The 24,419-nt window shown below is 57.9% G+C and carries 24 protein-coding genes; 21 read left to right on the top strand and 3 right to left on the bottom strand.

Going from position 1 to position 24,419, the window contains the following annotated elements:
- Positions 1 to 54: 54 nt before the first annotated feature.
- Positions 55 to 3,462 carry a ribonuclease E gene (rne, locus tag HG264_RS06000; RefSeq protein WP_169406799.1) on the bottom strand — a complete coding sequence of 1,136 codons (3,408 nt, stop codon included), beginning with the start codon at positions 3,460 to 3,462 and terminating at the stop codon, positions 55 to 57.
- A gap of 537 nt (positions 3,463 to 3,999) precedes the next feature.
- On the opposite strand from rne, the gene rluC reads away from it, so the two are divergent.
- From rluC to sppA, 3 genes are read left to right on the top strand one after another with little or no spacing between them, the layout of a single operon-like run.
- Positions 4,000 to 4,977 (top strand): 23S rRNA pseudouridine(955/2504/2580) synthase RluC, encoded by a 978-nt coding sequence (gene rluC, locus HG264_RS05995; RefSeq protein ID WP_169406798.1) that lies wholly within the window; start codon positions 4,000 to 4,002, stop codon positions 4,975 to 4,977.
- Entirely contained in the window at positions 4,970 to 5,653 is a 684-nt protein-coding gene (locus HG264_RS05990; RefSeq protein WP_169406797.1) for an HAD-IA family hydrolase, read from the top strand. Before rluC ends, HG264_RS05990 begins: the two co-directional genes overlap by 8 nt.
- 2 nt (positions 5,654 to 5,655) lie before the next feature.
- Complete coding sequence (gene sppA / locus HG264_RS05985; protein ID WP_372240202.1) at positions 5,656 to 6,666, top strand: signal peptide peptidase SppA; 1,011 nt, start codon at positions 5,656 to 5,658, stop codon at positions 6,664 to 6,666.
- 8 nt (positions 6,667 to 6,674) lie between these two features.
- On the opposite strand, the gene HG264_RS05980 is transcribed toward sppA, so the two are convergent.
- Positions 6,675 to 7,253, bottom strand: a complete 579-nt coding sequence (locus HG264_RS05980; RefSeq protein ID WP_169406796.1) for a nucleoside triphosphate pyrophosphatase — start codon at positions 7,251 to 7,253, stop codon at positions 6,675 to 6,677.
- Positions 7,254 to 7,444: 191 nt separating this feature from the next.
- Between HG264_RS05980 and HG264_RS05975 the strand changes: the two genes are divergently transcribed.
- The 15 genes from HG264_RS05975 (at position 7,445) to HG264_RS05905 (ending at position 19,838) form a co-directional block, all read left to right on the top strand.
- Entirely contained in the window at positions 7,445 to 7,966 is a 522-nt protein-coding gene (locus HG264_RS05975) for a YceD family protein (protein WP_169406795.1), read from the top strand.
- A 19-nt stretch (positions 7,967 to 7,985) separates the two neighbouring features.
- Positions 7,986 to 8,168 carry a 50S ribosomal protein L32 gene (rpmF, locus tag HG264_RS05970; RefSeq protein WP_150298940.1) on the top strand — a complete coding sequence of 61 codons (183 nt, stop codon included), beginning with the start codon at positions 7,986 to 7,988 and terminating at the stop codon, positions 8,166 to 8,168.
- 65 nt (positions 8,169 to 8,233) lie between these two features.
- Positions 8,234 to 9,244, top strand: coding sequence for a phosphate acyltransferase PlsX (gene plsX / locus HG264_RS05965; RefSeq protein ID WP_372240201.1), 1,011 nt, complete (start codon positions 8,234 to 8,236; stop codon positions 9,242 to 9,244).
- Between the two features lie 79 nt (positions 9,245 to 9,323).
- Positions 9,324 to 10,271 (top strand): ACP S-malonyltransferase, encoded by a 948-nt coding sequence (gene fabD / locus HG264_RS05960; RefSeq protein WP_169406793.1) that lies wholly within the window; start codon positions 9,324 to 9,326, stop codon positions 10,269 to 10,271.
- A gap of 2 nt (positions 10,272 to 10,273) precedes the next feature.
- Positions 10,274 to 11,017, top strand: coding sequence for a 3-oxoacyl-ACP reductase FabG (fabG, locus tag HG264_RS05955; RefSeq protein ID WP_169406792.1), 744 nt, complete (start codon positions 10,274 to 10,276; stop codon positions 11,015 to 11,017).
- A 192-nt stretch (positions 11,018 to 11,209) separates the two neighbouring features.
- Complete coding sequence (gene acpP, locus HG264_RS05950) at positions 11,210 to 11,446, top strand: acyl carrier protein (RefSeq protein WP_169406791.1); 237 nt, start codon at positions 11,210 to 11,212, stop codon at positions 11,444 to 11,446.
- Positions 11,447 to 11,641: 195 nt separating this feature from the next.
- Positions 11,642 to 12,883 carry a beta-ketoacyl-ACP synthase II gene (gene fabF, locus HG264_RS05945; RefSeq protein ID WP_169406790.1) on the top strand — a complete coding sequence of 414 codons (1,242 nt, stop codon included), beginning with the start codon at positions 11,642 to 11,644 and terminating at the stop codon, positions 12,881 to 12,883.
- 8 nt (positions 12,884 to 12,891) lie between these two features.
- Positions 12,892 to 13,716: an aminodeoxychorismate lyase gene (gene pabC / locus HG264_RS05940; RefSeq protein ID WP_169406789.1), complete on the top strand. Its 825-nt coding sequence runs from the start codon at positions 12,892 to 12,894 to the stop codon at positions 13,714 to 13,716.
- Positions 13,710 to 14,789 carry an endolytic transglycosylase MltG gene (gene mltG / locus HG264_RS05935; RefSeq protein WP_372240222.1) on the top strand — a complete coding sequence of 360 codons (1,080 nt, stop codon included), beginning with the start codon at positions 13,710 to 13,712 and terminating at the stop codon, positions 14,787 to 14,789. The genes pabC and mltG overlap by 7 nt, the downstream gene beginning before the upstream one ends.
- Positions 14,786 to 15,418 (top strand): dTMP kinase, encoded by a 633-nt coding sequence (tmk, locus tag HG264_RS05930; RefSeq protein WP_169406788.1) that lies wholly within the window; start codon positions 14,786 to 14,788, stop codon positions 15,416 to 15,418. The genes mltG and tmk overlap by 4 nt, the downstream gene beginning before the upstream one ends.
- Positions 15,411 to 16,406, top strand: a complete 996-nt coding sequence (locus tag HG264_RS05925; RefSeq protein WP_256663786.1) for a DNA polymerase III subunit delta' — start codon at positions 15,411 to 15,413, stop codon at positions 16,404 to 16,406. Before tmk ends, HG264_RS05925 begins: the two co-directional genes overlap by 8 nt.
- A gap of 86 nt (positions 16,407 to 16,492) precedes the next feature.
- A complete protein-coding gene (locus HG264_RS05920; protein WP_169406787.1) occupies positions 16,493 to 16,846 on the top strand; it encodes a PilZ domain-containing protein in 354 nt (117 codons plus the stop codon).
- 2 nt (positions 16,847 to 16,848) lie between these two features.
- The gene (locus HG264_RS05915) at positions 16,849 to 17,625 is read left to right on the top strand and encodes a TatD family hydrolase (RefSeq protein ID WP_169406786.1); all 777 of its coding nucleotides are present in this window, start codon (positions 16,849 to 16,851) and stop codon (positions 17,623 to 17,625) included.
- Between the two features lie 375 nt (positions 17,626 to 18,000).
- Positions 18,001 to 18,645 carry a TetR/AcrR family transcriptional regulator gene (locus HG264_RS05910; RefSeq protein ID WP_169406785.1) on the top strand — a complete coding sequence of 215 codons (645 nt, stop codon included), beginning with the start codon at positions 18,001 to 18,003 and terminating at the stop codon, positions 18,643 to 18,645.
- Positions 18,646 to 18,863: 218 nt separating this feature from the next.
- Complete coding sequence (locus tag HG264_RS05905; RefSeq protein WP_169409024.1) at positions 18,864 to 19,838, top strand: amidohydrolase family protein; 975 nt, start codon at positions 18,864 to 18,866, stop codon at positions 19,836 to 19,838.
- 55 nt (positions 19,839 to 19,893) lie between these two features.
- Here HG264_RS05905 and HG264_RS05900 read toward each other — a convergent pair whose 3' ends face one another.
- On the bottom strand, positions 19,894 to 21,837 hold the full coding sequence (locus HG264_RS05900) for a carboxylesterase/lipase family protein (RefSeq protein ID WP_169406784.1): 1,944 nt from the start codon (positions 21,835 to 21,837) through the stop codon (positions 19,894 to 19,896).
- A 59-nt stretch (positions 21,838 to 21,896) separates the two neighbouring features.
- Between HG264_RS05900 and HG264_RS05895 the strand changes: the two genes are divergently transcribed.
- The 3 genes from HG264_RS05895 (at position 21,897) to HG264_RS05885 (ending at position 24,253) form a co-directional block, all read left to right on the top strand.
- Complete coding sequence (locus HG264_RS05895; RefSeq protein WP_169406783.1) at positions 21,897 to 22,790, top strand: radical SAM protein; 894 nt, start codon at positions 21,897 to 21,899, stop codon at positions 22,788 to 22,790.
- Between the two features lie 270 nt (positions 22,791 to 23,060).
- Complete coding sequence (locus HG264_RS05890; RefSeq protein WP_169406782.1) at positions 23,061 to 23,645, top strand: DUF4823 domain-containing protein; 585 nt, start codon at positions 23,061 to 23,063, stop codon at positions 23,643 to 23,645.
- Between the two features lie 14 nt (positions 23,646 to 23,659).
- Positions 23,660 to 24,253 carry a DUF1285 domain-containing protein gene (locus HG264_RS05885; protein ID WP_169406781.1) on the top strand — a complete coding sequence of 198 codons (594 nt, stop codon included), beginning with the start codon at positions 23,660 to 23,662 and terminating at the stop codon, positions 24,251 to 24,253.
- Positions 24,254 to 24,419: the final 166 nt, after the last annotated feature.

The following is a 24,419-nucleotide window of genomic DNA, read 5'->3' as shown; positions in this document are numbered from 1 at the left end:
GCTTGCTACAGAAACAAAAAGGGGATGCCGAAGCATCCCCTTTTTTGTTACCCGTTACTGCTTGTTGGGTTCTTCCTGCTGCTGTTCAAGCACATGGGTGTCCGGATGGCCTTCCTTCCCAGTGCCATCGTGTGTAGGCCGCGTTCTGGTTGAAGCACGTTCCTCGTCTGCTTCCTCACGCTGCTGTCCCTGGACGTGCGTGTCAGGATGATCCTTTACATCGCTTGGCTCTGGCAGCGCGTCAGGTGCTTCCAGATCGGTCCTGTTCAGCTGCTCCTTCTGCTGTTCCACCGCATTAGTCGCAGGATGCGTCCGGTCGCCGGTAGCATCGTGTACTGGCTTTACAGTTTCGGTTGCCGCTTCTTCTGGCGTGACAAACTGCTGGCCCAATACATGTGTGTCGGGATGCTGGTCGTCGCCGGTGGCGTTGGCGGATGCAGGTGCTTCAACGGTTTCGAGAGGCGTTTCAGTCTTTTCCACTGCTGCAGGCTTTTCTGCTTCGCGAGCCTGCTCTTCGGCAAGACGCTTGGCTTCTTGCTGGCGGCGGCGGATTTCCCGTGGGTCGTTGTAGGCACGTCCGCTTTCAGTCAGCGCCGGAGCGCGCTTGGAAACCGGCTCGGATGCTGCCTTCTCTGACTCGGCTACCTGCTCTGGCTTCGCTGCCTGCGGTGCTGCAACGGGTTCCGCTGCAGGCTCCTTGACGGGCGATTCAGTCGCATGCGCCTCTGGGCCGCTCGCTTGCTCGGCTTTTTCAGCTTTCTCTACGACAGGCTTGGTTTCGGACGTCGGAGATTCTGCTGTTACTTCGGTAACCTGGTCAGCGGGGCGTTTTGCCTCGGCCTGTGCAGCGTCGGCTGCGGGTGCTACAGGCGTCGGGGCTGAGTCAGGCTGAACAGTGGTCGTGCTCTCAGTCTGGTCGTCCGAGTCCTGGCGGCTGGACTGGCTGAAGGCTTCCACTGCGTTTTCAATCGATTGCTCGGCGTTGACTGCAGTCTGATTGAGGCCGCTTTCGACAGGCATTTTGACTTGATCGAGTGGGTTGGCTGATTCAGCTGGTTGCGCCTGGGCTTGCGACGCAGACACCGCTTTTGGCTCCTCACCGATCGACGACGCGATTGCGGCTGTCGCAGCGACGGCTGCCGCAGCTGGCACGACATCACTGTTCGGATCGGAAGCGTCCAGGGTGGAGCCAGAGGATTGCGCATCGGTTTGCGCTGTGCTTTCTGCGGTAGTCTCGTCCTGCACGGGACGGCTGCGACGGTTGTTGCGGCGACGCTGGCTGTTACGTGAACGGCGCTTCGGACGCTCCCCCTCGTTGCCAGCTTCATCAGCCTGTATCTCAGCTGCTACTGGCTCTGCAATGGCTGCCGCGGTTTCTTCGTTGCGCTGAGGGCGACGCTCTGCAGGTGCTGCGCTACGATTGCTTTCCGTATCCTGCTGAACCCGTGGTTCGCTGGTTGTTTCCTGGCTACGGCGACGGCGGCGTGGAGCGGTCTCAACTGGCTTGCTATCAGTCGGTGCAGTCGTCGGTGTTGCGGCGGTTTGTTCTTCGACATTGCGCTCGGCACGCTCCGGCTTGGGCGCGCGCTCAGGGCGAGGCGGACGTGGCGTTTGAGCCTTGTCGCTGCGATCACTTCGCTGGCGCCGGTTGCGTGTATTGCTGCGTCCATCGCTGCTGCGATTGCTTTCGCGCGGCTTGCGCTCTGGTGCGGTTGTAGCAGCGGCAGGCTTGCTTTCTTCGGCCGTCTGCTCATCGCTGGCAAACAGACTGACCAGTGATTTGATCAGACCCTTGAAAAGGCCTGGCTGAGTCTCGTGGATCGCCTGGGTGGCTGCGATCGGTGCAGCCGGAGTAGGTGCAGGGCGTGAAGGGGAGATGCTTTTTACAGCGGCTTCCTGACGGACGATGGCGCGCGTCTGGCTGACCGGCACGGGCTCCTCGGCGACAATATCCGCACTCATGGTGTAGCTGGTTTCGCCGTTCAGTACCGATTCGTGATCGTCACGCAGACGCTGAACTTCGAAATGAGGCGTTTCCATGTGCTCGCTGGGCAGGATAAGCACGCGGACTTTGTTCCGCGCCTCGGTCAAGGCCAGCGCTTCGCGTTTTTCGTTGAGCAGGAAGGTGGCGACAGCGATGGGTACGTGTGCCCGTACTTCGGCTGTGCGGTCCTTGAGTGCTTCTTCTTCGATCAGGCGGAGCACAGACAAGGATAGTGATTCGACGTCACGAATGGTGCCGCGGCCGTTACAGCGCGGGCAGACAATGCCGCTGGTTTCGCCAAGCGACGGGCGCAACCGCTGGCGAGACATTTCCAGCAGACCGAAGCGCGAGATGCGGCCGACCTGTACCCGGGCGCGGTCGGCCTCCAGGCTTTCGCGCACGCGCTCTTCAACCGCGCGCTGGTTTTTCGCCGGACTCATGTCGATGAAGTCGATTACGATCAGGCCGCCAATGTCGCGCAGGCGCAGCTGGCGGGCGATTTCTTCTGCCGCTTCCAGGTTGGTCTGAAGCGCGGTGTCTTCGATATCAGTACCCTTGGTCGCCCGTGCAGAGTTGATGTCGATAGAGACCAGGGCCTCGGTGTGGTCGATAACGATCGAGCCGCCCGAGGGGAGTTTTACTTCGCGTTCGAAGGCTGTTTCGATCTGGCTTTCGATCTGGAACCGGTTGAACAGCGGCACGCTGTCTTCATACAGTTTGACCTTGGTGGCGTATTGCGGCATCACCTGGCTGATGAAGTTGAGCGCTTCTTCCTTGACCGTTTCACTATCAATGAGGACTTCGCCGATGTCCTGGCGCAGGTAGTCACGGATTGCACGGATGATGACATTGCTCTCCTGATAGATCAGGAACGGAGCGCTGCGCTCAGAGGAGGCGGATTTGACGGCTTCCCACAACTGAAGCAGGTAATCGAGATCCCATTGCAGTTCTTCTGCGCTGCGGCCCAGGCCGGCAGTGCGGACGATCATGCCCATGTCCGGCGGGACGTTCAGGCTGTTGATGGCTTCGCGCAGCTCGTTGCGCTCTTCGCCTTCAATGCGGCGCGAGATACCGCCGGCACGTGGATTGTTTGGCATAAGGACCAGGTAGCGGCCGGCCAGACTGATAAAACTGGTGAGTGCTGCGCCTTTGTTGCCGCGTTCTTCCTTGTCGACCTGGACGATGATTTCCTGGCCTTCTTTCAGTACTTCCTTGATGTTGACGCGGCCTTCAGGCTGCTTGGTGAAATATTCGCGGGAAATTTCCTTGAGGGGGAGAAAGCCATGACGCTCCGAGCCGAAATCGACAAAAGCGGCTTCCAGGCTGGGTTCTACTCGAGTGATCCGGCCTTTATAGATGTTGGCTTTCTTCTGTTCGCGTGCGCCGGATTCAATATCCAGGTCATACAGGCGCTGGCCATCTACCAGGGCTACTCGCAACTCTTCGGGTTGAGTTGCGTTGATCAGCATTCTTTTCATGAAGTACCGTTGTGTTCCAGTGCTTCTCTGGAAAACACGAGTACGGCACCTGCGACTCGTCCGTTAGGTGTCAGGTGTGTTTCTGCTTGGGCCAAACCTTGCCCTTGTTCAGAGTTCATATCGCGCCCGTTGGCGGCGACAGTTGAGTCTGTGGCGAGTACAGCGAAACGATACTTTAGGGAGGAATCAGCCGGACTGGGAACGGGGACACAATGAAATGGCAAGTGTCAGCGCTCGTCACATGATCCTGAAGCTGTGCATCTCCACCTAAACACTTACCCATCTGAATCGGGTGCCGCTCATCGTTTTCCCGAGAGCGGGTTTATATTCTGTTCGCGCATGTGGCGAGCAGGGTGTCGATCATAGGGGCCGCCGGCATCTATTTTGGCCTGGCTAAGCCTCTATCTCGGTATTTCTGGGGAACGTCTGCAGGACTAGTGTTCATCCATCTTCCCCGGCTGCAATAACCGCAGCTCGCCGGACTATATCAGCATTTTTTAAGTGCTTCAATTGCATGAAAAAATGTATCATGCGCGGATGAAAATTCCTGCATCTGAAGCGCCATCTGCCGTCCAAACCGTGCTGATTCCTGAGGACCTGGCCGGCCAGCGCATTGACAACTTTTTGCTTACCCGCCTCAAGGGCGCTCCCAGAACCCTGATTTACCGGATCCTTCGTAAAGGGGAAGTGCGGGTGAACAAGGGGCGGATCAAGCCTGACTACCGCTTGAAGGCCGGCGACAGCGTACGGATTCCGCCGGTGCGCCTGCCGGAGCCCAACGAGCCCGCACTGGTCGGGCGCGGTATATTGCAAGCCTTGGAAGCCAGCATTCTTTATGAAGACAAGGCGCTGATTGTCGTCAACAAGCCGGCGGGACTGGCGGTGCATGGTGGGAGTGGGCTGAATTTTGGTGTGATCGAGGCTGTTCGCCAGTTGCGGCCTGAGGCCAGTGGCCAGCTGGAGCTGGTGCATCGGCTGGATCGTGATACCTCCGGCTGTTTGATGATCGCCAAGCGGCGAAGCATGTTGCGCCATCTGCACGCGGCGCTGCGAGGCGATAATGGTAGCGACAGTGTAACCAAGCGATACATCGCACTGGTGCGCGGGCGTTGGCCGGCCACCACCAAGCGGGTGCATGCGCCGCTGCAGAAGAACAATCTGCGTTCCGGTGAGCGGATGGTAGAGGTGGATGCCGAAGGCAAGGAATCGCTGACCGAGTTTCGTGTGCTGCAGCGTTTCGGTGATTTCGCCACGCTGGTCGAGGCGCAGCCTATCACTGGCCGTACGCATCAGATCCGCGTGCATGCCCGCCATGCAGGGCATCCGATAGCCGGGGATCCAAAGTATGGTGATGACGATTTCTCCCAGAAGATAAAAGAGCTGGGCGGCAAGCGTCTGTTCCTGCACGCGGCCTCGTTGCGTACAGAGCTGCCAGATGGTGCCGTGCTGGAAATCAGTGCTGAGCCTGGCCAGATGTGGGATAACACTCTCGCGCGATTGGCCGACTATGAATGAGCTCAATACCCTGATCTTCGATTGGGACGGCACGCTGGTGGATTCGGTCGAGAGGATCGTCGAGGCCATGCAGGTGGCGGCCGATGAGGTGGGCTTGGTTGTTCCGGCTGCCGAGGCCGTGCGCGGCATTATTGGTTTGGGGTTACCCGAGGCTATCGCTACCCTGTATCCGGAGCTCGATGACCCGTCACGGGCCGCGGCGCTCAAGCAAGCGTACAGTGACTGCTATATCCGGCTGGAGCTCACCCCGTCTCCGATGTTCGAGGGCGTGATGGATACGCTGGATGCCTGCCGGCAGCGGGGGTTCAATCTTGCAGTGGCAACTGGCAAGAGCCGGCGCGGCCTTCAGCGGATTCTCGCACAGCATGGTCTGACGGATTACTTCGATGCCACGCGCTGCGCGGACGAAACAGCCAGCAAGCCGCATCCGTTGATGCTGCGGGAAATCTTGGCGCAACTGGATATCGCGCCCGAGCAAGCGTTGATGATCGGCGACAGCGAGTTCGATATGCACATGGCGCGTAATGCCGGTATAGCGGGGCTTGCGGTCAGTTACGGGGCGCAAAGCAGGGAGCAGCTGTTGTGTTGCGACCCGGTGCATTGCATTGACGAGTTTATTGAGTTCCACGGCTGGGTGATGCCGCGTTACGGCGCCCGCCAGACAATCGAGGTATGAGCATGCAAGGGGATGAATGGACCGAGGGTTCGATGCGCTCCAGGGAGGAGATTGCAGTGGAGAAAGAAGATCGTAAAGCATGGCAATTGCTGGATAAAACGCTGCAGGCCTCGATTCAGGAGCAGCGTCGGTCGCGCCGCTGGGGCATCTTCTTCAAGTCGCTGACCTTCCTGTATCTACTTGGCGCATTTTTGATGCTTTCGCCCTGGGGAAGCGGTGACGGTGCCGGTACAGCGGAGCCGCATACCGCTGTGGTTGAACTGCGCGGCACTATCGCAGATCTCGAAGAGGCCAGCGCTGACAATTTGGTGACTAGCCTGCGGCGCGCCTTTGAAGACGAGAATACCAAGGGCGTGGTACTGCGTATCAATAGCCCGGGCGGTAGTCCTGTCCAGTCCGGCTATGTGTATGACGAAATCAAGCGACTGCGTGGTGAGTATCCGGATATCAAGCTGTATGCGGTTATTGCTGATATAGGTGCCTCGGGCGCCTATTACATCGCCGCAGCGGCGGACGAGATATATGCCGACAAGGCCAGTCTGGTCGGCTCGATTGGCGTAACAGCAGCAGGGTTCGGCTTTGTTGGCACGTTGGACAAGTTGGGCATTGAGCGTCGGACATACGCGGCCGGTGAGCACAAAACCTTTCTTGATCCGTTTCAGCCTGAGAAGGCCGATGAGCGCGAGTTCTGGCAATCAGTGCTGAACAATACGCATCAGCAATTCATTGATCAGGTCAAGGCGGGGCGGGGCGATCGGCTCAAAAATGACCCTGAGCTGTTCAGCGGTTTGGTGTGGTCTGGCGAGCAGGCGCTTGAGCTGGGGTTGATTGATGGGTTGGCCAGCACGTCCAGTGTTGCCCGGGACGTCATCGGCGCTGAAGAAACCGTGGACTTTACCTATCGCGAGTCTCCCCTGGCGCGGTTTACCCGGCAGCTCGGCACGAGCATCGGCACGGCCCTGGCCAGGCAGCTGGAGCTGGCCACTACCGCACCGGCTCCAACCCTGCGCTGATTGTCTGATCAGGGGATCCGGGTGCCTTCCTGCCTGAGCATCTCGCATAGCCTGATCAGCGGAAGGCCGATCAGGCTGGTGGGGTCATCACCGCGCAACGCACTGAACAGGCTGATGCCCAGTCCCTCCGCCTTGAAGCTTCCGGCACAATCATAGGGTTGATCGTAAGCCAGATAGCGCTCAATGCTGGCATCGTCCAGCGTACGGAACGCGACTTCAAACGGCACGTAGTCCTGTTGGTAATCACCTGTGGCGGAGTCGAGCACGCATAGTGATGTAACGAAGCGGACGGTTCTGCCGCTGCACCGTCGCAATTGGCTGGCGGCGGTAGCGTGACTGCCGGGCTTGCTGACTGGCTGGCCTTCCAGCAACAGTACCTGATCGGAGCCTATTATCAGATGGCTCGGGAAGCGTTCTGCCAGGGCGCGCGCTTTGTCCAGTGCCAGGCGCAGTGTCAGTTCTTCAGCAGACTCGCCGGTGTAAGCTTCTTCATTTATATGGGGCGCTGCCCATTCGAAGGGCAGCTGAAGGCGCTGCAAAAGCTCGCGTCGATATGGGGAGCTGGACGCCAATACCAGGCCAGGCATTAATGGGTTCCTTTTTGCGCTGTAGAAGGGGCAGTGCAGCGGCTATCTTAAGGCAGGATAGTCATTCGCCGCGATCCTCGGGTTTCTTCGCGTCGATTTGGGCGGGGCGTGCTGAAACGGAAGCAAACCCTGCGCATATTTCTGCAAATAGTTTTGACAGCAGAGGGCGTGGTCCCTAGAATTGCGCGCTTATGTCAGGACCTATACCCGCACACATTGAGCCGCACAAGCTGATTGACCGCAGCATCGTTCTGGAAGGAACGGTTCCTGCGAGCAAGATGCCGCGTCTGAGCGCCTTACTGGACGCCCCCGCTGAAGATGTACAGGTAAAGCTGTCGTTTTCGCGTGACGAACAGGGCGTGCATGCTATGCACGGCCATTATCAGGTCGATGTGGCGCTGATTTGTCAGCGCTGCCTTGAGCAGGTAATGATCCCGCTTGATAGTGAGTGCGACGTGGGTTTTGTAAGCAGTGACGAGGCGGCCAAGAACCTGCCCCGGCACTATGAACCGGTTATCTTGGATGATGAAAAACTCGATCTGCACGCTTTGATCGAAGATGAGCTCTTGCTGGCCCTGCCAGCGGTTCCGATGCATCCAACGGGAACATGTCAGCATCCACCCGGTTATCAGCCCGATATCCCGGAGCCGGAGGAAGAAGCCGAAAAGCCCAATCCTTTCAGCGTGCTGGCCAAGTTGAAACGTGATACCTAAAGCTTAGGAGCTTATAGTCATGGCTGTACAGCAGAACAAAAAGTCTCGTTCCGCGCGTGACATGCGTCGCTCACACGATGCGCTGTCCGCACCGTCCTTGTCTGTTGACAAGACTACTGGTGAGACTCACCTTCGTCACCACGTATCGCCAGATGGCTTCTATCGTGGCCGCCAGGTGATCAACAAGGACAACGACGAGTAAGTCTTGTCCACGTCAGTTTGCCCAGGTCCGCTGATAGTGCGTTGCGGTCAATGACGACACCTCAAATGACTTTGGCAATTGATGTAATGGGCGGGGACTTCGGTCCCCGTTGCATTATCCCCGCCGTAGCTCGCTCCCTTCGTCAATATCCCGATCTGAATGTTGTGCTGGTTGGTTCCGCCGATCCGGTCCAGCAACTTGCTCAAGAGCATCTGTTACCGCCGCAGCGCGTACAGTATGTGTTCACCACCGATGTAGTGCTTCCCACCGATTCTCCCTCCAGCATTCTCCGCAGTAAGCCGGACGCATCCATGCGTGTGGCGATTGAGCAGGTTCGTGATGGCAAAGCCCAGGGGTGTTTGAGTGCGGGCAACACAGGTGCGCTCATGGTGTTGGCCAGATCCGTATTGGGCACCCTTGAGGGCATTCAGCGTCCGGCCATCATGGCAGCGCTGCCGGTAGCCGGTCGCGCCTGTTATGTGCTCGATCTGGGTGCCAACGTTGATTGCTCCGCCCAGCAGCTATTCGAGTTTGCGATCATGGGGTCCGAAGCGGTGTCCGAACTCACCGGTATCGAACGGCCGCGCATCGGTCTGCTGAATATCGGCGAAGAGATCAACAAGGGCGGGCAGCGCGTTCGCGAGGTGGCAGACATGCTGCGCGCCTGTCAGGAGTTGAACTATATCGGGCATGTTGAGGGTGACGGCTTGTTCCGTAATCAGGCAGATGTGGTGGTCTGTGACGGATTCGTTGGCAACATCATGCTCAAGAGTTGCGAAGGGCTGGCTGTATATATGCAGAACGAGACGCGTCGTGCGCTGCAAGGCAGTCGTACGCTGCGTCTGATGAGTCCGCTGTTGCGGCGCGTACTCCGTCCGGTATATGAGCGCCACGATCCGGCACGCTATAACGGTGCCACGTTGCTCGGGTTGTCTGGTGTGGTGGTGAAGAGCCACGGTGCAGCCAGCCAGGCTGGCTTCGAGGCGGCGATTGGTCAGGCGATATTGGCCAGTCAGGCCGGACTGCCGAAACGTATAGCAAAACGGCTGGTCACCTGTAGGCAGCCGCGGGTGTGACCTGGCGTCACCGCAGTGCATCCAACCTGCATTCTGATTCACTCAATCCTTCAATTACTTCAATAACGAGGAAGGCTGTATGACTCAATCCCTCGCATTCGTTTTTCCCGGCCAGGGTTCCCAGGCTGTAGGCATGCTTTCGGAGCTGGCGAAGCAGGAGCCGCTGATCGGCGAAACCTTTTCCGAAGCTTCGGCCGCACTAGGGTACGACCTATGGCAATTGTGCCAGGACGGTCCAGTGGAGGAGCTGAATCGCACCGATCGGACCCAGCCTGCCATTCTGGCGGTTTCGGTCGCGTTGTGGCGCTTGTGGTGTGCGCAGAGCGAAGCGCGCCCGGCATTCGTCGCCGGCCATAGCCTGGGCGAATATTCCGCATTGGTAGCTGCCGATGTCATTGGTTTTGCCGACGCACTGCGGTTGGTTGAGCGTCGGGGTCAGTTGATGCAGCAGGCCGTGGCTGAAGGTGAGGGCGGCATGGCAGCCATTCTTGGCCTGGATGACGAGAAAATCATCGAGATCTGTGCCGCCGCTGCCCAGGGCGAGGTGGTAAGCGCGGTTAACTTCAACGCGCCTGGCCAGGTGGTCATCGCCGGCCAGGCCGGGGCTGTGCAGCGGGCCATTGATGCTTGCAAGGAAGCCGGCGCCAAGCGTGCCATTGCCTTGCCTGTCAGTGTGCCGTCGCATTGTGCGCTGATGAAGCCGGCAGCGGAGCAACTGGCGAACGATTTTGCGGCTCTGGAGTGGCGCGCCCCAACTATTACATTGGTGCAGAACGTCACGGCACGGCCCGCAGCCGATACAGATGCGCTACGCTCTCTGCTTGTGGAGCAGCTATACAGTCCTGTGCGCTGGGTTGAAAGTATTGAGTATCTCGCAGCGCAAGGTGTCACTGATCTGGTCGAATGCGGACCGGGAAAGGTTTTGTCCGGGTTGAACAAGCGCTGCGCTAAAGGGGTCAATACCCATCATCTGGACACGATCGACGGTTTTTCCGCCACCAGAGCAACATTCAAACAAGGAGCTTGAGCATGAGTCTGGAAGGGAAAGTAGCGCTGGTTACTGGCGCCAGTCGCGGGATTGGCCAGGCCATTGCCCACGAGCTGGCGGCTCAGGGCGCAATCGTCGTCGGGACCGCCACGAGCGACCGGGGCGCGGATGCGATTGCCGAGAAGCTTGCCGAAGCCGGATACAAGGGTACAGGGCTCAAGCTGGATGTACGCGATCCCCAGTCTGTTTCCGATGTGCTCGAACGCGTCACAAATGAATTTGGCGCCCCACTTGTTCTCGTCAACAACGCAGGGATCACCAGCGATAACCTGCTGATGCGGATGAAAGAAGAAGAGTGGGATGACGTCATCAGTACTAACCTGAGCTCGGTCTACCGTTTGTCCAAGGCCGTGCTCAGGGGTATGACCAAGGCGCGTTGGGGACGTATCATTAACATCAGTTCCGTGGTCAGCGGAATGGGCAACGGCGGGCAATCCAACTATGCTGCAGCCAAGGCGGGCATGGAAGGCTTCGCACGGTCCCTGGCGCGTGAAGTAGGCTCCAGATCGATTACCGTCAATTCCGTTGCGCCGGGATTTATTGATACCGATATGACCCGGGCTCTGAATGAGAGCCAGCGATCAGTCATGCTCGAGCAGATCCCCCTGGGGCGTCTGGGTCAGGCGGAGGAAATTGCCGCAGTCGTGAGTTTCCTTGCAGGTGAGTCTGCTGGCTATATCACGGGTGCGACAATTCCGGTCAACGGCGGCATGTTCATGAGCTGATTGTGCGGCAAACCCTATCCACTTTAAGGTGGCACGGGTATGCTTTCGCAGTTAAAAATCTCTCGGTGAGGGTCTACCTGGCCGGCACCGTTTACACATAGAAGCTATTGGCGCTTGAAAAATCGCGAATCGTTTCTATAAACTACCCGCAGTCCGGCTTCTCGGAACTGCAAATAGGAGTGAGAACAAGGTATGAGTACCATCGAAGAACGCGTCAAGAAAATCGTTGCCGAGCAGCTCGGCGTCAAAGAAGAAGAAGTGACCAACAACGCTTCTTTCGTTGAGGATCTTGGTGCTGACTCCCTCGACACCGTCGAGTTGGTGATGGCTCTCGAAGAAGAGTTCGAGACCGAGATTCCGGATGAAGAAGCCGAGAAGATCACCACAGTCCAGGAAGCTATCAACTACGTGAATGCTAACCAGAAGTAATCGCGTAGCCTGATAAGGGCCAGTGAAAAGCCGCAGTCCTGTCCAAGAACTGCGGCTTTTTAGTATCTGCAGCGAGCGTTTTCTGTTCTGGCATGCTCGCTTGAGTTGCCGTGGTCGCGCATTATGCGACAATACCGCGCTCGCGGGAGGCTATGGCTTCCCCGTGCTTCTCGATAGTTGAATAAGGAGTTTCCTGTGTCGCGCAGACGCGTCGTGGTAACTGGCCTGGGCATGTTGACCCCGCTGGGTAATTCGGTAGAAGGCAGCTGGCAGGCCGCATTGGCGGGCAAGAGCGGTATCGGCCCGATCGAGCACATGGATGTGAGTGCCTTTGGGACTCGCTTCGGCGGCTCCATCAGGGATTTCGATATCGAGCCTTACATGGCCGCCAAGGAGGCGCGCAAGCTCGATCTGTTCATCCAGTACGGCGTTGCAGCCTGCATGCAGGCGTTGAACGACTCGGGAATCGAAATCACCGATGCAAACCGTGATCGTATTGGCGTGTCCATGGGATCCGGTATCGGTGGCCTGACCAATATCGAGAAGAACCATGAACTGTTGATGGCCAGCGGCCCGCGGAGAATCTCTCCGTTCTTTGTTCCCGGTTCAATCATCAACATGGTCGCCGGCTACCTGTCCATTCAATATGGACTGCAAGGTCCGAATTACGCACTCACCACTGCCTGCACCACGGGTAGCCACAGCATTGGCATGGCCGCGCGCAACATCGCCTATGGCGAAGCGGACGTGATGGTCGCCGGTGGCTCGGAAATGGCGACCAGCGGTCTTGGGCTTGGTGGTTTCAGCGCTGCACGCGCGCTGTCTACCCGTAACGACGATCCGCAGGCGGCCAGTCGGCCCTGGGACAAGGACCGCGACGGATTCGTCCTGTCCGACGGCGCCGGTGCGGTCGTACTCGAAGAGTATGAGCAGGCCAAGGCTCGCGGTGCGGCTATTTATGCCGAGTTGATTGGTTTCGGTATGAGCGGGGACGCGTATCACATGACCGCGCCGCCTGAAGACGGGCGAGGCGGAGCCAAATGCATGAGCAATGCGCTGCGCGATGCAGGCGTCACGCCTGACCAGGTCGGCTACATCAATGCACATGGCACCTCCACCATGGCTGGGGACCTTGCTGAAACGCGCGCCGTCAAGACGGTCTTTGGCGAGCACGCTTCCAGACTCGCGATCAGCTCGACCAAATCCATGACGGGGCACTTGCTGGGCGCAGCGGGTGCGGTAGAGGCTATCTTCAGCATTCTGGCGCTTCGCGACCAGGTGGCGCCGCCGACCATCAATCTGCACAACCCTGACGAAGGCTGCGATCTGGACTACGTGGCCCACCAGGCGCAATCGCGCTCTCTGGATGTGACCGTATCCAACTCATTCGGCTTTGGTGGTACCAACGGTAGTCTGGTTTTCCGTCGCCACGCATGAGCCAGTCAATGGCCGTCGCTGCCGGCGAGACCTGCCTCGTAAATGGACAACCCGCCGGCGAGGTATCTGTCCGGGACCGGGGCCTGGCATACGGTGACGGGCTGTTCGAGACCATACGGGTCGCTCAGGGCAGGCTTACTCTGGCGGACTACCATTTCGCCAGACTCGAGCGCGACGCTGCGCGGCTGCGGATTACTTTCGATCTGCCAGCGTTTGTCAGGGAAGCCTCCGGTCTGGCGCTGCGAATAGGTGAGGGGCTGATCAAGCTGATCATCACTCGGGGCCTCGGTGAGCGGGGTTATGCGTTGTCCGAGGGGCCGGCTACCCGCATTGTCCTGGGTGCTCAGCTACCTGATTACCCGGCGGAACGGGAGGAACAGGGCGTCGTTCTCTATCCCTGTGTTACCCGTCTCGCCTTGCAGCCTGCGCTTGCGGGCATGAAACACCTGAATCGGCTGGAGCAGGTCCTCGCACGTTCAGAGTGGCAAGCGCCCTTCGGGGAGGGGTTGGTCTGCGACATGCTAGGCAAGCCGGTGGAATGCACCATGAGCAATCTGTTCTTACGACGCGAAGGTGAATGGGTAACGCCTGAGGTAACCGAATGCGGCGTCCGCGGGGTGATGCGTGACTACCTTCTTGCTGAACTTGCTGCCAGCGGAGAGCCGGTAAGACAACGAGCCGTTGAGCTGCAGGAGTTGCTCGATAGCGACGAGATTTTTTGCTGCAATAGCGTCTACGGCGTTTGGCCGGTCGTTGGGTTGATGAACCGAACCTGGTCGCCAGGCCCTTTTACACGCCAGGCGCAGGCACTGGCTAGACAGGCTATATTGTGAAGTCACTTGTTAAGAAAGCTTCTTTACTCATTGTATTTGCTGGGTTTATTGCCGTAGCGGCTGCCGTCGGTGGATACCTGATTCTACAGGCGACGCTGAACCAACAGCTCAACGTGCAGGGAGTCGATACGCTGGAAGTACAGCCGGGAAGCACGCCGGGGAAGTTGCTCGGTTCGCTCGAACAGCAGGGCATCCTCGAACGCTCTGCGTGGATTCGGCGTTACTGGCAATGGCAGATGCCGGAAACGGTGCTACAGGTCGGTGAGTACCGATTGCAGCCGGGCATGGATGTTCGTGCTTTGCTGGCGCTGCTCGAACGCGGTGACGTGCTGCAGCGCAGTGTCACCTTAGTCGATGGCTGGAATTTCAAGCAGTTTCGCCAGGCGTTGAGGACGGCCGAGCGGCTGAATCAGACCCTGCCCGATGATCTTGGCGATGAGGAATTGATGGCCGAGCTCGGGCTCGAGGAAGATCATCCCGAAGGGCTGTTCTTTCCGGATACCTATCAATATACGCTGGGTATGAGCGACAGGGACATCCTGATGCGCGCCTACCAGCGCATGCAGAAGGTGCTGGCAGAGGTGTGGGCGCAGCGCGCAGCGAACTTGCCTATCGATACCCCCTACGAAGCGCTCATCCTGGCGTCCATTGTGGAGCGCGAGACGGGCGTCCCCCATGAGCGCGACGAAATTGCCGGCGTGTTTACGCGCCGCTTGCAGAAAGGTATGCGTCTGCAGACCGATCCCACGGTCATTTATGGAATGGGTGACGCCTATGCCGGGAAAATACGTCGCAGCGACCTTCGTGAAGCCACAACTTACAACACGTACGTGATCGACGGCTTGCCGCCGACTCCCATCGCCATGCCTGGCCGCGAAGCTTTACTGGCCGCGGTTAACCCCAAGCCCGGCAGCAGCCTGTATTTCGTTGCTCGGGGTGACGGTTCGCATGTGTTTTCCGATACTCTTCAGGAGCATAACCGCGCAGTCCGGCAGTATCAGCTCAACAGGGCGGAGGGGTATCGCTCAAGCCCGGCGCCGGTCAAATCTGACAGCAGCGAGGCGCAGCAGTGAGTGGATTATTCATCACTTTCGAAGGACCGGAAGGTGCGGGCAAGTCGACCAATCTCAAGGTGTTTGCCCGGGCACTGGCCGACGCGGGCTGCGAGGCGCTGTTGACCCGTGAACCAGGCGGGACCCCGGTGGCCGAGCGGATTCGTGAGGTTCTGCTCAGCCAGCATGATGAGCTGATGGATGCGGACGCCGAGCTGCTACTCATGTTTGCGGCACGCGCGCAGCATCTCAGTGCGTTGATCAAGCCGGCCCTGGCACAGGGGCGCGTCGTCATCAGTGATCGCTTTACGGACGCGACATACGCCTATCAGGGCGGCGGGCGAGGGATCGACGCGCAGCGTATTGCCGCGCTGGAGAGCTGGGTTCAGGGGCCGCTACGGCCGGATCTGGTAGTGGTGTTTGATGTGCCCGTTGAGCTGGGCATGTCACGTGCCCGTGCGCGGAGTCAGCTGGACCGCTTCGAACAGGAGCAGACTGCCTTCTTCGAAGCCGTACGAGCTACCTATCTGGAGCGTGCCAGGCAGCATCCGCAACGCTACCGCATAATCGATGCCAGCGGCAGTCTCGAGCAGGTGCGTCTGGCTATGCAGCCGGTTGTCGAAGAAGTCCTGGAGCGCTGGCGTGCTTGATTCAGCTCTGCTGCCATGCCCCTGGCATATGTCCTTGTGGACCGCATTGTCCGAGCAATCACAACATGCGCACGCGTATCTGTTTGCCGGGCTTCCCGGGGTTGGCAAACGTCGCTTTGCTTCGGCGTTCAGTGCTTTTTTGTTGTGTACCGACCCGCAGCGCGGCATGGCGTGCGAGCGATGCCGCAGTTGCCTGCTGCGCAAGGCAGGTACCCATCCGGACAGCCTGCTCATTGCGCCGGAAGAAGAGGGCAAGGCAATACGTGTCGATGCCATTCGCCAGTTGGGGGATTTCATCGCCCAAACTGCCCAGCAGGGCGGGCGCAAGGTGGTGATCCTGCATCCTGCCGAGGCCATGAACCTGAACGCAGCCAACGCGCTGTTGAAATCACTGGAAGAACCTAACCGGGACACCTTTCTATTGCTCGTGAGCGACCAGCCGAGCCGGCTGTTGCCCACGATACGCAGCCGGTGCCGTGTGCAGCTGTTGAATACGCCGGTTCCGGCTGACGCTCTTGGCTGGCTCGCCCAGGAGCTTCCGGACCTGTCCGTGGACCAACACAGTGCGTTGTTGTTGATGGCAGGTGGCGCGCCGCTGCGTGCGCTGGGGCTGTACGAGATGGATGCGTTGGCGCTGCGCAAGTTGGTCGTCGATGGCATCAAGGAGCTGTTAAAGAATCAGTGTTCCGCCTCCCAGCTGTCCGAACGTTGGAATAACGTGCCGCTCGAGTTGCTGGTCGACTGGTTTTGCAGCTGGACGCTGGACCTGCTCAAGCTCAAAGCCGGGGCGGGGGAATGCATCGCCAACGATGATATGGACAAGGTCCTGGGTTATATGGCGCAACGCCTGGGAAGGCGACAGCTCATGGACTGGCAAACCTGGTTGTTTGATCATCGCGGCAAGATTCTGGGCAAGGCCAACCTCAACCGCGTTCTGTTTGTCGAGTCGTTATTGATACAGTGGAAACAGCTGGCGGAAAGACGGTAACCTGATGGAACAACGCTTGAGGGCAGTTCACGCGCCGTAACGGTGCGTCGATAGCCCAGCCAGTATCACAAAGGACTGAGTGAATTATGAGCAATCCGAGCGCAGGGCCACGCAACGGTATTCTTTCGCTGACGATCAAGGACAAGTCGGTGCTTTATGCAGCCTACATGCCCTTTGTGAAGCACGGCGGGTTATTTATCCCGACCAATAAATCCTATCGTCCGGGCGACGAGGTGTTCATGCTTCTGAATCTGATGGACGAGCCAGAAAAGATTCCGGTTGCCGGCAAGGTTGTCTGGGTCACGCCCAAGGGCGCGCAGGGAAATCGCGCCGCTGGCATAGGTGTCCAGTTCAGTGACCAGGACAATACCGCGCGGAGCAAGATCGAAACCTACCTCGCCGGTGCGCTAAAGTCCGACCGACCCACCCATACGATGTAACCATGCTGATAGATTCTCACTGCCATCTTGATCGACTCGACCTGACCGCCCATGGCGGCTCCCTTGATGCTGCGCTGGACGCGGCACGTGCCCGCGGTGTCGGCAAATTTCTCTGCATAGGCGTGGATGCTGATAACGCGGCCGTGGTCAAGCGCCTGGCTGACGAGCACGATGATGTCTACTGCAGCGTGGGTATACATCCGCTGGATCTGACCCGTGAGAAGCCGACCGATCTTGCATGGCTTGTGCAGGCGGTGAATCACCCGCGATGCGTGGCGATCGGCGAGACGGGGCTTGATTACCATTACGAACCCGATATGGCCGAGCAGCAGCAGACCTCGTTCCGGGTTCATTTGCAGGCTGCACGGCAGACTGGCAAGCCGGTCATCATCCATACCCGCTCTGCACGCGCCGACACCCTGGCCTTGCTTGACGAAGCGGATCTGCCTCAGACCGGGGTGCTGCACTGCTTCACCGAAGACTGGGATATGGCCAAGGCGGCGTTGGATATGGGCTATTACATCTCGCTCTCAGGGATTGTCACCTTTCGCAATGCCGAAGCGCTGCGCGATGTGGCCAGGCGCATTCCCGCCGACCGTCTGCTGGTCGAAACAGATTCTCCCTACCTCGCTCCGGTGCCACACAGGGGCAAGCCCAACGAGCCGCAATTTGTATGTGAGGTGGCCGCCTTCCTCGCTGAGCTAAGGGGCGAATCTCTGGAATCTCTCTGGGAAAGCACTACTGCGAATTTCCACCGGTTGTTTGCCGACGCCGTCTGAATCTCCTGCTTCGGGCTAAGGCCGGACAAAAAAAACCCGAATCCTGGGGGATGGATTCGGGTCAAGACCATTAGGAGTGTTGCAAGGCCAGATGGGGATCTGACCGTACAGAACGTCATTGGGGGAAATGCCGTCCTGTTAGTCTTCAGTATTGATCATATCGGCGAACTTTCCAGCGGGTTTGCTGCACTTTATAAACTGATTCGGAATAGTTGCGCACGCAGCTTATCGTGAACCGTTGTAATCTCAGCTTCGAAAAGACCTCCCATTCGTTACCCTCATGAACCTTGCGGTCAGGTTTGAACCAAATATGTCCATCCGGTCATAAAGTTGGCATAATGCGGCTAAACGACGTTAGGGAAGCGGGTGCGCCGAATGCAAAAAGAATCCAGAAAGGTCCGCGAGTTCCGCAGAAGAGAGCAGGAAATACTCGATACGTCCCTGCGACTGTTTCTTGAGCAGGGTGAGGATAGCGTCACGGTTGAAATGATCGCGGACGAAGTCGGAATCGGCAAAGGCACCATCTACAAGCACTTCAAATCGAAGGCGGAAATATATCTGCGTTTGATGCTTGATTATGAGCGCGAACTGGCTGCTCTGCTGCATTCCGAAACGATCGAGCGTGACAAGGAAGCACTCGCCCGCGAGTACTTCGCGTTCCGCATGAGCGACCCGGATCGATACCGTCTGTTTGATCGGCTGGAAGAGAAAGTTGTCAAGGCCAGCCAGATGCCCGAGATGATCGAGCAGCTTCATCAGATTCGTGCATCAAACTTCAACAACCTTACCGGCGTGATCAAGGAGCGGATCGACGACGGCAAGCTTGAAGACGTTCCTCCCTATTTCCATTATTGCGCCGCCTGGGCGCTGGTCCACGGCGCCATGTCTATGTATCACTCTCCCTTCTGGCAGGAAGTCATAGAGGACAAGGAGGGCTACATGCAGTTTCTCACGGATATCGGCGTACGCATGGGCAACCGCTCCAAGCGGCGCAAGGACGAAGACACCGTTACGCCCTGATTGCCCCGTATGCCGTGAACTCGCTCCGTTCTGCGGGGTCTTCTGCATGCCGTTGTGTTGCCTGATGACGAAGCGCCTTCGGGCGCGCCGAGCTGTGCAAGATATCAGGCGGCTCAGTTGAACCGTCGCTCCCGGCATGACGCGTTCAGTACGTCCTCAGGAGAGTCCCCTTGTTCGCCCTACGTTATCTGGTACCCGCCGCTTTTGCGGCTCTGTGCATGTCTCCGCTCCACGCTCGCGACTATGTTTATTCCGATGCGCATCTGCATTTCGTGGACTTCTTCCAGGAAAGCGACGGGATACAGGCGCTGCTCCGGCAGATGGACAAGCACAACATCCAACACGTAATGTTCTCCGGCATCCCGGTAGCCAAAAAGTGGCACGAGAACGAACCAAAACGCCCACGCTATTACGCCGGTGACGATGCAGGTGCTTACTGGTATAGCGCGACTGATGCCATCATTGCCCACGCGATGCAGCAATTGCCGGAAGAGCAGCGGCAGCGATTCCATCCTTTCCTCTCCGGCATCAATCCCAACGATAAAAATTCCGATGAGCATCTTCGACGCATGCTCGAGATGTATCCGGGTATCTGGCAGGGAATCGGCGAGGTCTTCACCCGTCATGATGATCTGACTGCGCTGACCCATGGCGATGCGCCGCGGGCCAACAGCGAGGCCATGACTCGCATCTATTACCTTGCGCAGGAATTCGATCTGCCGGTTATGGTGCACAGCAATATCACTTCAAAAAGAGAGCGTAACCCGCTGTATTTGCAAGAATTTGAGGAGCCTTTAAGCAAGCATCCGGAAGTGCGTTTCATCTGGGCCCACGCTGGCACCAGCGCCGAGATTCATCGCCGGCAGGACAGGCTGGACTTCGTATATCCGACACTGGAAAGAATGCTCGAGGTGTATCCCAACCTGTACATCGACCTGTCCTGGAGTTTGCTTGATCTCTACCTGCTTGATGAGGAAGGGAAGGCAAGCGAGAAGTGGGTCAAGCTCGTGGAAGCCTATCCGGATCGTTTCATGATTGGCTCTGACGTAGTGGGCAAGTTCGACAGTCTGGGGAGCAATATGAAAGCGTTCGACCCATTCCTGGACGCGCTTTCCGAGGAAACGGCGGAGAAGGTTGCGCGGGAAAACTTTTTGGCAGTGCTGCCTCCAGCCTCGACGCAGTCGAAGGATTAACAGACTGACAGACCGGAACTGAGATTGCTCAGTTCCGGTGACTATCATAAGAAGGTTATTGAGCTGCTAGTGGTGGGGTTTTCCAATAAGCGCACTGGTGGGTGGTGCGGAAATCCGCTACGCCAACGGCTTCCGGATTAGGGGTATTCAGACGCAGGATTTCTCCATCCGAAGTTAGTCGCGGCCACTCTATCGAACCCTCGGCCCCGTCGGTGCCATTGGGTCCTATTGCCGGGTTGTCACCATATTTAGCGAAGTTAGTCCAGTAGCCGGCCATCTGCTCGGCCAGTGCTACTTGTTCTTCGCTAGCACCGCGCTCCACCAGTGTTTCGCTGGAACTCAACACATACTGAATTTCAAATGAGTGAGATGCACCCAGAGGGAAGGGCGACTGGGTATCACCAAGGATGCTCGGTGCGTCGGTATCTGTGAACCAATAGCCCCATGTGTCCACCTTGTCGGTTAGCAAGTCCCACTGCTCGCTATTAGGGCAAGTAAAGCGCCAGTCGGTGCCGATTGCAGAATAAGCGTTGTATCGGCGCAGGGCTCCTGCGTCAGACTCTGACAGCCCAAGCTGCATCAGTATTGCCACCGGCGTCTGCTGGTTTAGGTAGTCATCTGCAATTGTGGCCGCGTCCAGCCTAAGGTCTTCCTGCAGCAGCGAAGCGACCGCCGCATAATATCCGATGTCGGATATCACAAAGGGAGGCCGAAGAGATTCATCTTCAGCGGTCGTAGGGTCATCCTCAGCGGGAGCCAACGCCAACAGGCTGAATAGCGTACCCTCATTCAGGTTGCTGCCCATCATCACGGGCACTTCATTAAAATCCGAGGCCAGGGCCTCGTTGATCGGCACAGGCAATGTATCGGTCCCCGTCACGGGGAGTATATTGTCCGGCTGCGCCTTAAGAAGGTCTTCCACGGAGAGTGACCGCAGACAAGACACCAGCTGATCTCCGGTATCGTCTGCACACTTGGTGTCAGCGATGGTAGGCGCTCCGAACAGGGATTGACCTCCGGGGATAGTCACAGGACCCAGAACGGTGTCAGTCAGTGGCACCTGGTTTCCGTTATAGGATCCACTTTGCACGATAGCCTTATGAAACAGACCCGCTGCACCCGGCGAGGCGAGCTGGCTCATGACGCTGTGTCCGCCGGCGGACTCGCCAAAGATTGTCACGTTATCGGCATCGCCGTCGAACTTGCTGATGTTGTCTTTCACCCACTGCAACGCCAACTGCTGGTCCTGCAGACCAAAATTGCTATCTCCAAGGCTTGCGTGGGGGAGAAAGCCGAGTGCGCCCAGACGATAATTCAGCGTAACGACGACCACGCCTTTTTCGACTAACCGTACCGGATCGTAACTTTCACCGCCGGAGCCATAAACGAACGCCCCCCCATGAATCCACACCATAACCGGATATTCGCCAGGCTCTTCCGGAGCGTAAACATTGAGGAACAGGCAATCTTCGTCAACGCTGGCTTGGCCAAAGGCGCTATCGTTCTGCGGACAGTTGCTTGCGAAATCGGTGCTCAACTTGACTGGAGTTGAATGCGCTTCGGGGAATTCCGGGGCTGCGAAACGCTCTGCAACGCCATATCGAATGCCACGGTAAGTGCGCATACCGTTATCAACTATCCCAATGTAATCGCCTTGAAGTGTCGATACTTGCAGGGGGTTCGCAGTTTCTTTTCTGTCATCGTCGCTGCTGCCTCCGCCACTGGACAAACATCCACTCAGGCTGGCGGCGATTACTACTGCGGATAGAGTTGAAAGCAGGAACTTGGGGGAAGTTTTCTTTATTGTTGTGGGCGTCATTTTTTTAATTATCCGTAACGTATTGTATGGGTTGAGCCAGAAGTAAAAATCGTCCCGATTCAGGATGAACGATAAATTAATCGACAAGGGGGCGCTAAACCCATTCGGGTGAATGACGGACGCCTCTGGGCGTGGCATGGCGAACGGCCACAGAAGCAGTCGCGCGCGCCAGCTGGCCATCCCAATCGGTTCCAGCTTCGTTTAGACTGGCGCTCTGTTGTTCAGCCTTCGGAGTGCGTGTGGCCTATTCGTTTCCCATCGATTACATCGAACCCGTCTTCCGCCCGCCAAGCGAAGCCCATTCGCTGATCTTGCCGGTGACCAACGGTTGCTCCTGGAACAAGTGCACCTTCTGTGAGATGTACACGGCCCCTCAGAAGAAATTCCGCGCGCGGGACGAGGCGCAGGTGCTGGATGAAATCCGTCGCTGTGGTGAGCAGTTGATCGTACAGCGGGTTTTTCTTGCGGACGGCGATGCGATGATTCTGCCGACCCACCGCTTGCTGACCATCCTGCGGGCTATTCGTGAGCACATGCCGACCGTGGAGCGGGTTACCTCGTACTGCTTGCCGCGCAACCTCAAGCGCAAATCCGTGGAAGAGCTCAAGGAGCTGCGCGATGCGGGCTTGGCGATGCTGTATGTCGGTGCGGAGTCGGGTGACGATGAAGTCTTGAAGCGAGTGAACAAGGGCGAGACCGCGCAATCCACTGAAGACGCTTTGTTGAAAGCCGGTGCGGCCGGGTTGCAACGCTCAGTGATGATCCTCAATGGCTTGGGTGGGCAGAGCCTGAGCACGCAGCACGCAGTCAACTCGGCGCGGCTGATGAACGCTACTCAGCCTGAATTTCTATCCACACTGGTGGTGAGTTTTCCGCAGGGTATGGATCGGTACCGTGAGCAGTTTCCCGACTTTCAGCCGCTGGAGCAGGCAGGCTTGTTTCGGGAGATAGAGCAATTTCTGGGTGCGCTTGAGCTGGAAAACACCGTGTTCAGGAGTGACCACGCATCGAATTATCTGGTGCTCAAAGGCGTGCTCGGTGCAGACAAGGCACGTATGCTGGAGCAGGTGCGCACCGCTATCAGTCAGCCGGCCAACGCTGGATTACGACCGGAATGGATGCGTGCGCTTTGATGTAATAGGCGCATCGAGTAGGTATCGAGACCCTGAATCCCCCTAGCCCCCTTTTCCAAAGGGGGAATCGTACGTGCGGGGTATGGCGAATGTCTGCTGTTCTGATAGATGGCTATTGCTTGAGATATAAACCAAAAGCCACTCGGACCAGTTCCCCCTTTGGAAAAGGGGGCTAGGGGGATTGGGTTTTTGAGCTTTGGCTCATTAAAGAACATCTGGACTCATTCCGAGATCCGAGATCTGGGTGTTCAACATACAGGGAGAGATAGCATGCGTTGGTTTGCTTTATTGCTGGGATTGGCGGTGATGGCCGGATGCATGAAGCCGTCTGATATGCGCGAAAGCGCGCGGTATTACCTCGACGATGCCGGGTTGACCAACAACTACCGCATCACCCGGAGCGCTACCTGGACACTTCAGTCCGACTCGAGCCTGTATATTGCTCAAGGTCATTTTGTACCGGTGGGCCATCCTTATTCACGCCCCAATGTCGTCGCTGAGGAGGCCTTTGCGGCCGCAGTTCAGCTCTTCCCGCTGGTGCAGCGGGCACATCAGCCAGCGGGTCTGGATGAAGCGCTAAGTCAGGCGCAGTCCCACCGTGCCGATTACCTGCTCTACACGCGCTTCGCCAGTGCGCAGGCTGGCGATGCTGAGCGATCGCAGGATCAGTGGGGCGAGGTGGGCATCGATGAGGCCAAGCTGCAACTCATACTGATGGAAACATCCACCCGTCGCGTTGTCGATTTTGTAACGATCGAAACCAGGGGCGGCTTTCTGCAATTTTTCAAGGCCAAGCCGTCGACACTGCTCCGTCCGCCGTTGGAGGATTACACCCGTCGACTGTTGGGCCGATAACCTGAGGTAAGAGCATGGCCAGTGATAAACCCACTGCAGAATCCATTCTGAAGAGTATTCCGGAACCTGAGCAAAGTACGCCTCGCCGCGCGCCCGCCCCGGTGCATTTGTGGAACCCGCCGGTCAGCGGCGAACTGGACATGTGTATTGCCCGTGACGGGACCTGGATTCACGAAGGTACCGCTATCACCCGCAAGCCGCTGGCTCAGCTGTTCGCAGGGATACTGCGTTTTGACGAGGACCAGCGTTACTATCTGGTAACCCCGGTGGAGCGCTGGGCTATCCAGGTTGAGGACGCCCCCTTTGTAGCCGTTGCACTGGAGGTCGAAGGCGAGGGCAGGGAGCAGGTGCTCAGATTCATCACCAGCCTCGATGACAGCGTCGAAGCTGGACCGGACAACCCCATTCGTGTCGTTGTTGATCCGGAAACGCAGGAGCCTTCACCCTATGTGCGCGTCCGTGCGAATCTCGAAGCGCTGATCAATCGCAGTGTGTTCTATGATCTGGCAGAGCGCGCCGAGGAGCAGGAAGTCGACGGCAAGACCTGTTTCGGCATCTGGAGCAAGGGCACCTTTTTCCCCATCGACGGCACCCCCATCACCCACTGATACCCGTCATCGATTGGCGCCGGCGGCCTGCTGGCGCGAATCCCAGTCAGGGCGCGGCTCCCCCCGTCTGTCAATATCCTGTAGCGGTAAAAAATCAAATTAAAGCAGTTGCCCGAATCCATATGTGGGGCTAGGATTGCGCTTTATGCACTACAAGTAGTGTTTT

The organism is Pseudomonas sp. gcc21, assembly GCF_012844345.1.
Classification (GTDB): Bacteria; Pseudomonadota; Gammaproteobacteria; order Pseudomonadales; family Pseudomonadaceae; genus Halopseudomonas.
This window is presented reverse-complemented; position numbering and strand designations above follow the sequence as displayed.

Bases quoted from the DNA above. Each gene is read 5' to 3' on its own strand.
- rne (WP_169406799.1), bottom strand. From the start codon at position 3,462: ATGAAAAGAATGCTGATCAACGCAACTCAACCCGAAGAGTTGCGAGTA.
- rluC (WP_169406798.1), top strand. From the start codon at position 4,000: ATGAAAATTCCTGCATCTGAAGCGCCATCTGCCGTCCAAACCGTGCTG.
- HG264_RS05990 (WP_169406797.1), top strand. From the start codon at position 4,970: ATGAATGAGCTCAATACCCTGATCTTCGATTGGGACGGCACGCTGGTG.
- sppA (WP_372240202.1), top strand. From the start codon at position 5,656: ATGCAAGGGGATGAATGGACCGAGGGTTCGATGCGCTCCAGGGAGGAG.
- HG264_RS05980 (WP_169406796.1), bottom strand. From the start codon at position 7,253: ATGCCTGGCCTGGTATTGGCGTCCAGCTCCCCATATCGACGCGAGCTT.
- HG264_RS05975 (WP_169406795.1), top strand. From the start codon at position 7,445: ATGTCAGGACCTATACCCGCACACATTGAGCCGCACAAGCTGATTGAC.
- rpmF (WP_150298940.1), top strand. From the start codon at position 7,986: ATGGCTGTACAGCAGAACAAAAAGTCTCGTTCCGCGCGTGACATGCGT.
- plsX (WP_372240201.1), top strand. From the start codon at position 8,234: ATGACTTTGGCAATTGATGTAATGGGCGGGGACTTCGGTCCCCGTTGC.
- fabD (WP_169406793.1), top strand. From the start codon at position 9,324: ATGACTCAATCCCTCGCATTCGTTTTTCCCGGCCAGGGTTCCCAGGCT.
- fabG (WP_169406792.1), top strand. From the start codon at position 10,274: ATGAGTCTGGAAGGGAAAGTAGCGCTGGTTACTGGCGCCAGTCGCGGG.
- acpP (WP_169406791.1), top strand. From the start codon at position 11,210: ATGAGTACCATCGAAGAACGCGTCAAGAAAATCGTTGCCGAGCAGCTC.
- pabC (WP_169406789.1), top strand. From the start codon at position 12,892: ATGGCCGTCGCTGCCGGCGAGACCTGCCTCGTAAATGGACAACCCGCC.
- HG264_RS05920 (WP_169406787.1), top strand. From the start codon at position 16,493: ATGAGCAATCCGAGCGCAGGGCCACGCAACGGTATTCTTTCGCTGACG.
- HG264_RS05915 (WP_169406786.1), top strand. From the start codon at position 16,849: ATGCTGATAGATTCTCACTGCCATCTTGATCGACTCGACCTGACCGCC.
- HG264_RS05910 (WP_169406785.1), top strand. From the start codon at position 18,001: ATGCAAAAAGAATCCAGAAAGGTCCGCGAGTTCCGCAGAAGAGAGCAG.
- HG264_RS05905 (WP_169409024.1), top strand. From the start codon at position 18,864: ATGTCTCCGCTCCACGCTCGCGACTATGTTTATTCCGATGCGCATCTG.
- HG264_RS05900 (WP_169406784.1), bottom strand. From the start codon at position 21,837: ATGGCCAGCTGGCGCGCGCGACTGCTTCTGTGGCCGTTCGCCATGCCA.
- HG264_RS05890 (WP_169406782.1), top strand. From the start codon at position 23,061: ATGCGTTGGTTTGCTTTATTGCTGGGATTGGCGGTGATGGCCGGATGC.
- HG264_RS05885 (WP_169406781.1), top strand. From the start codon at position 23,660: ATGGCCAGTGATAAACCCACTGCAGAATCCATTCTGAAGAGTATTCCG.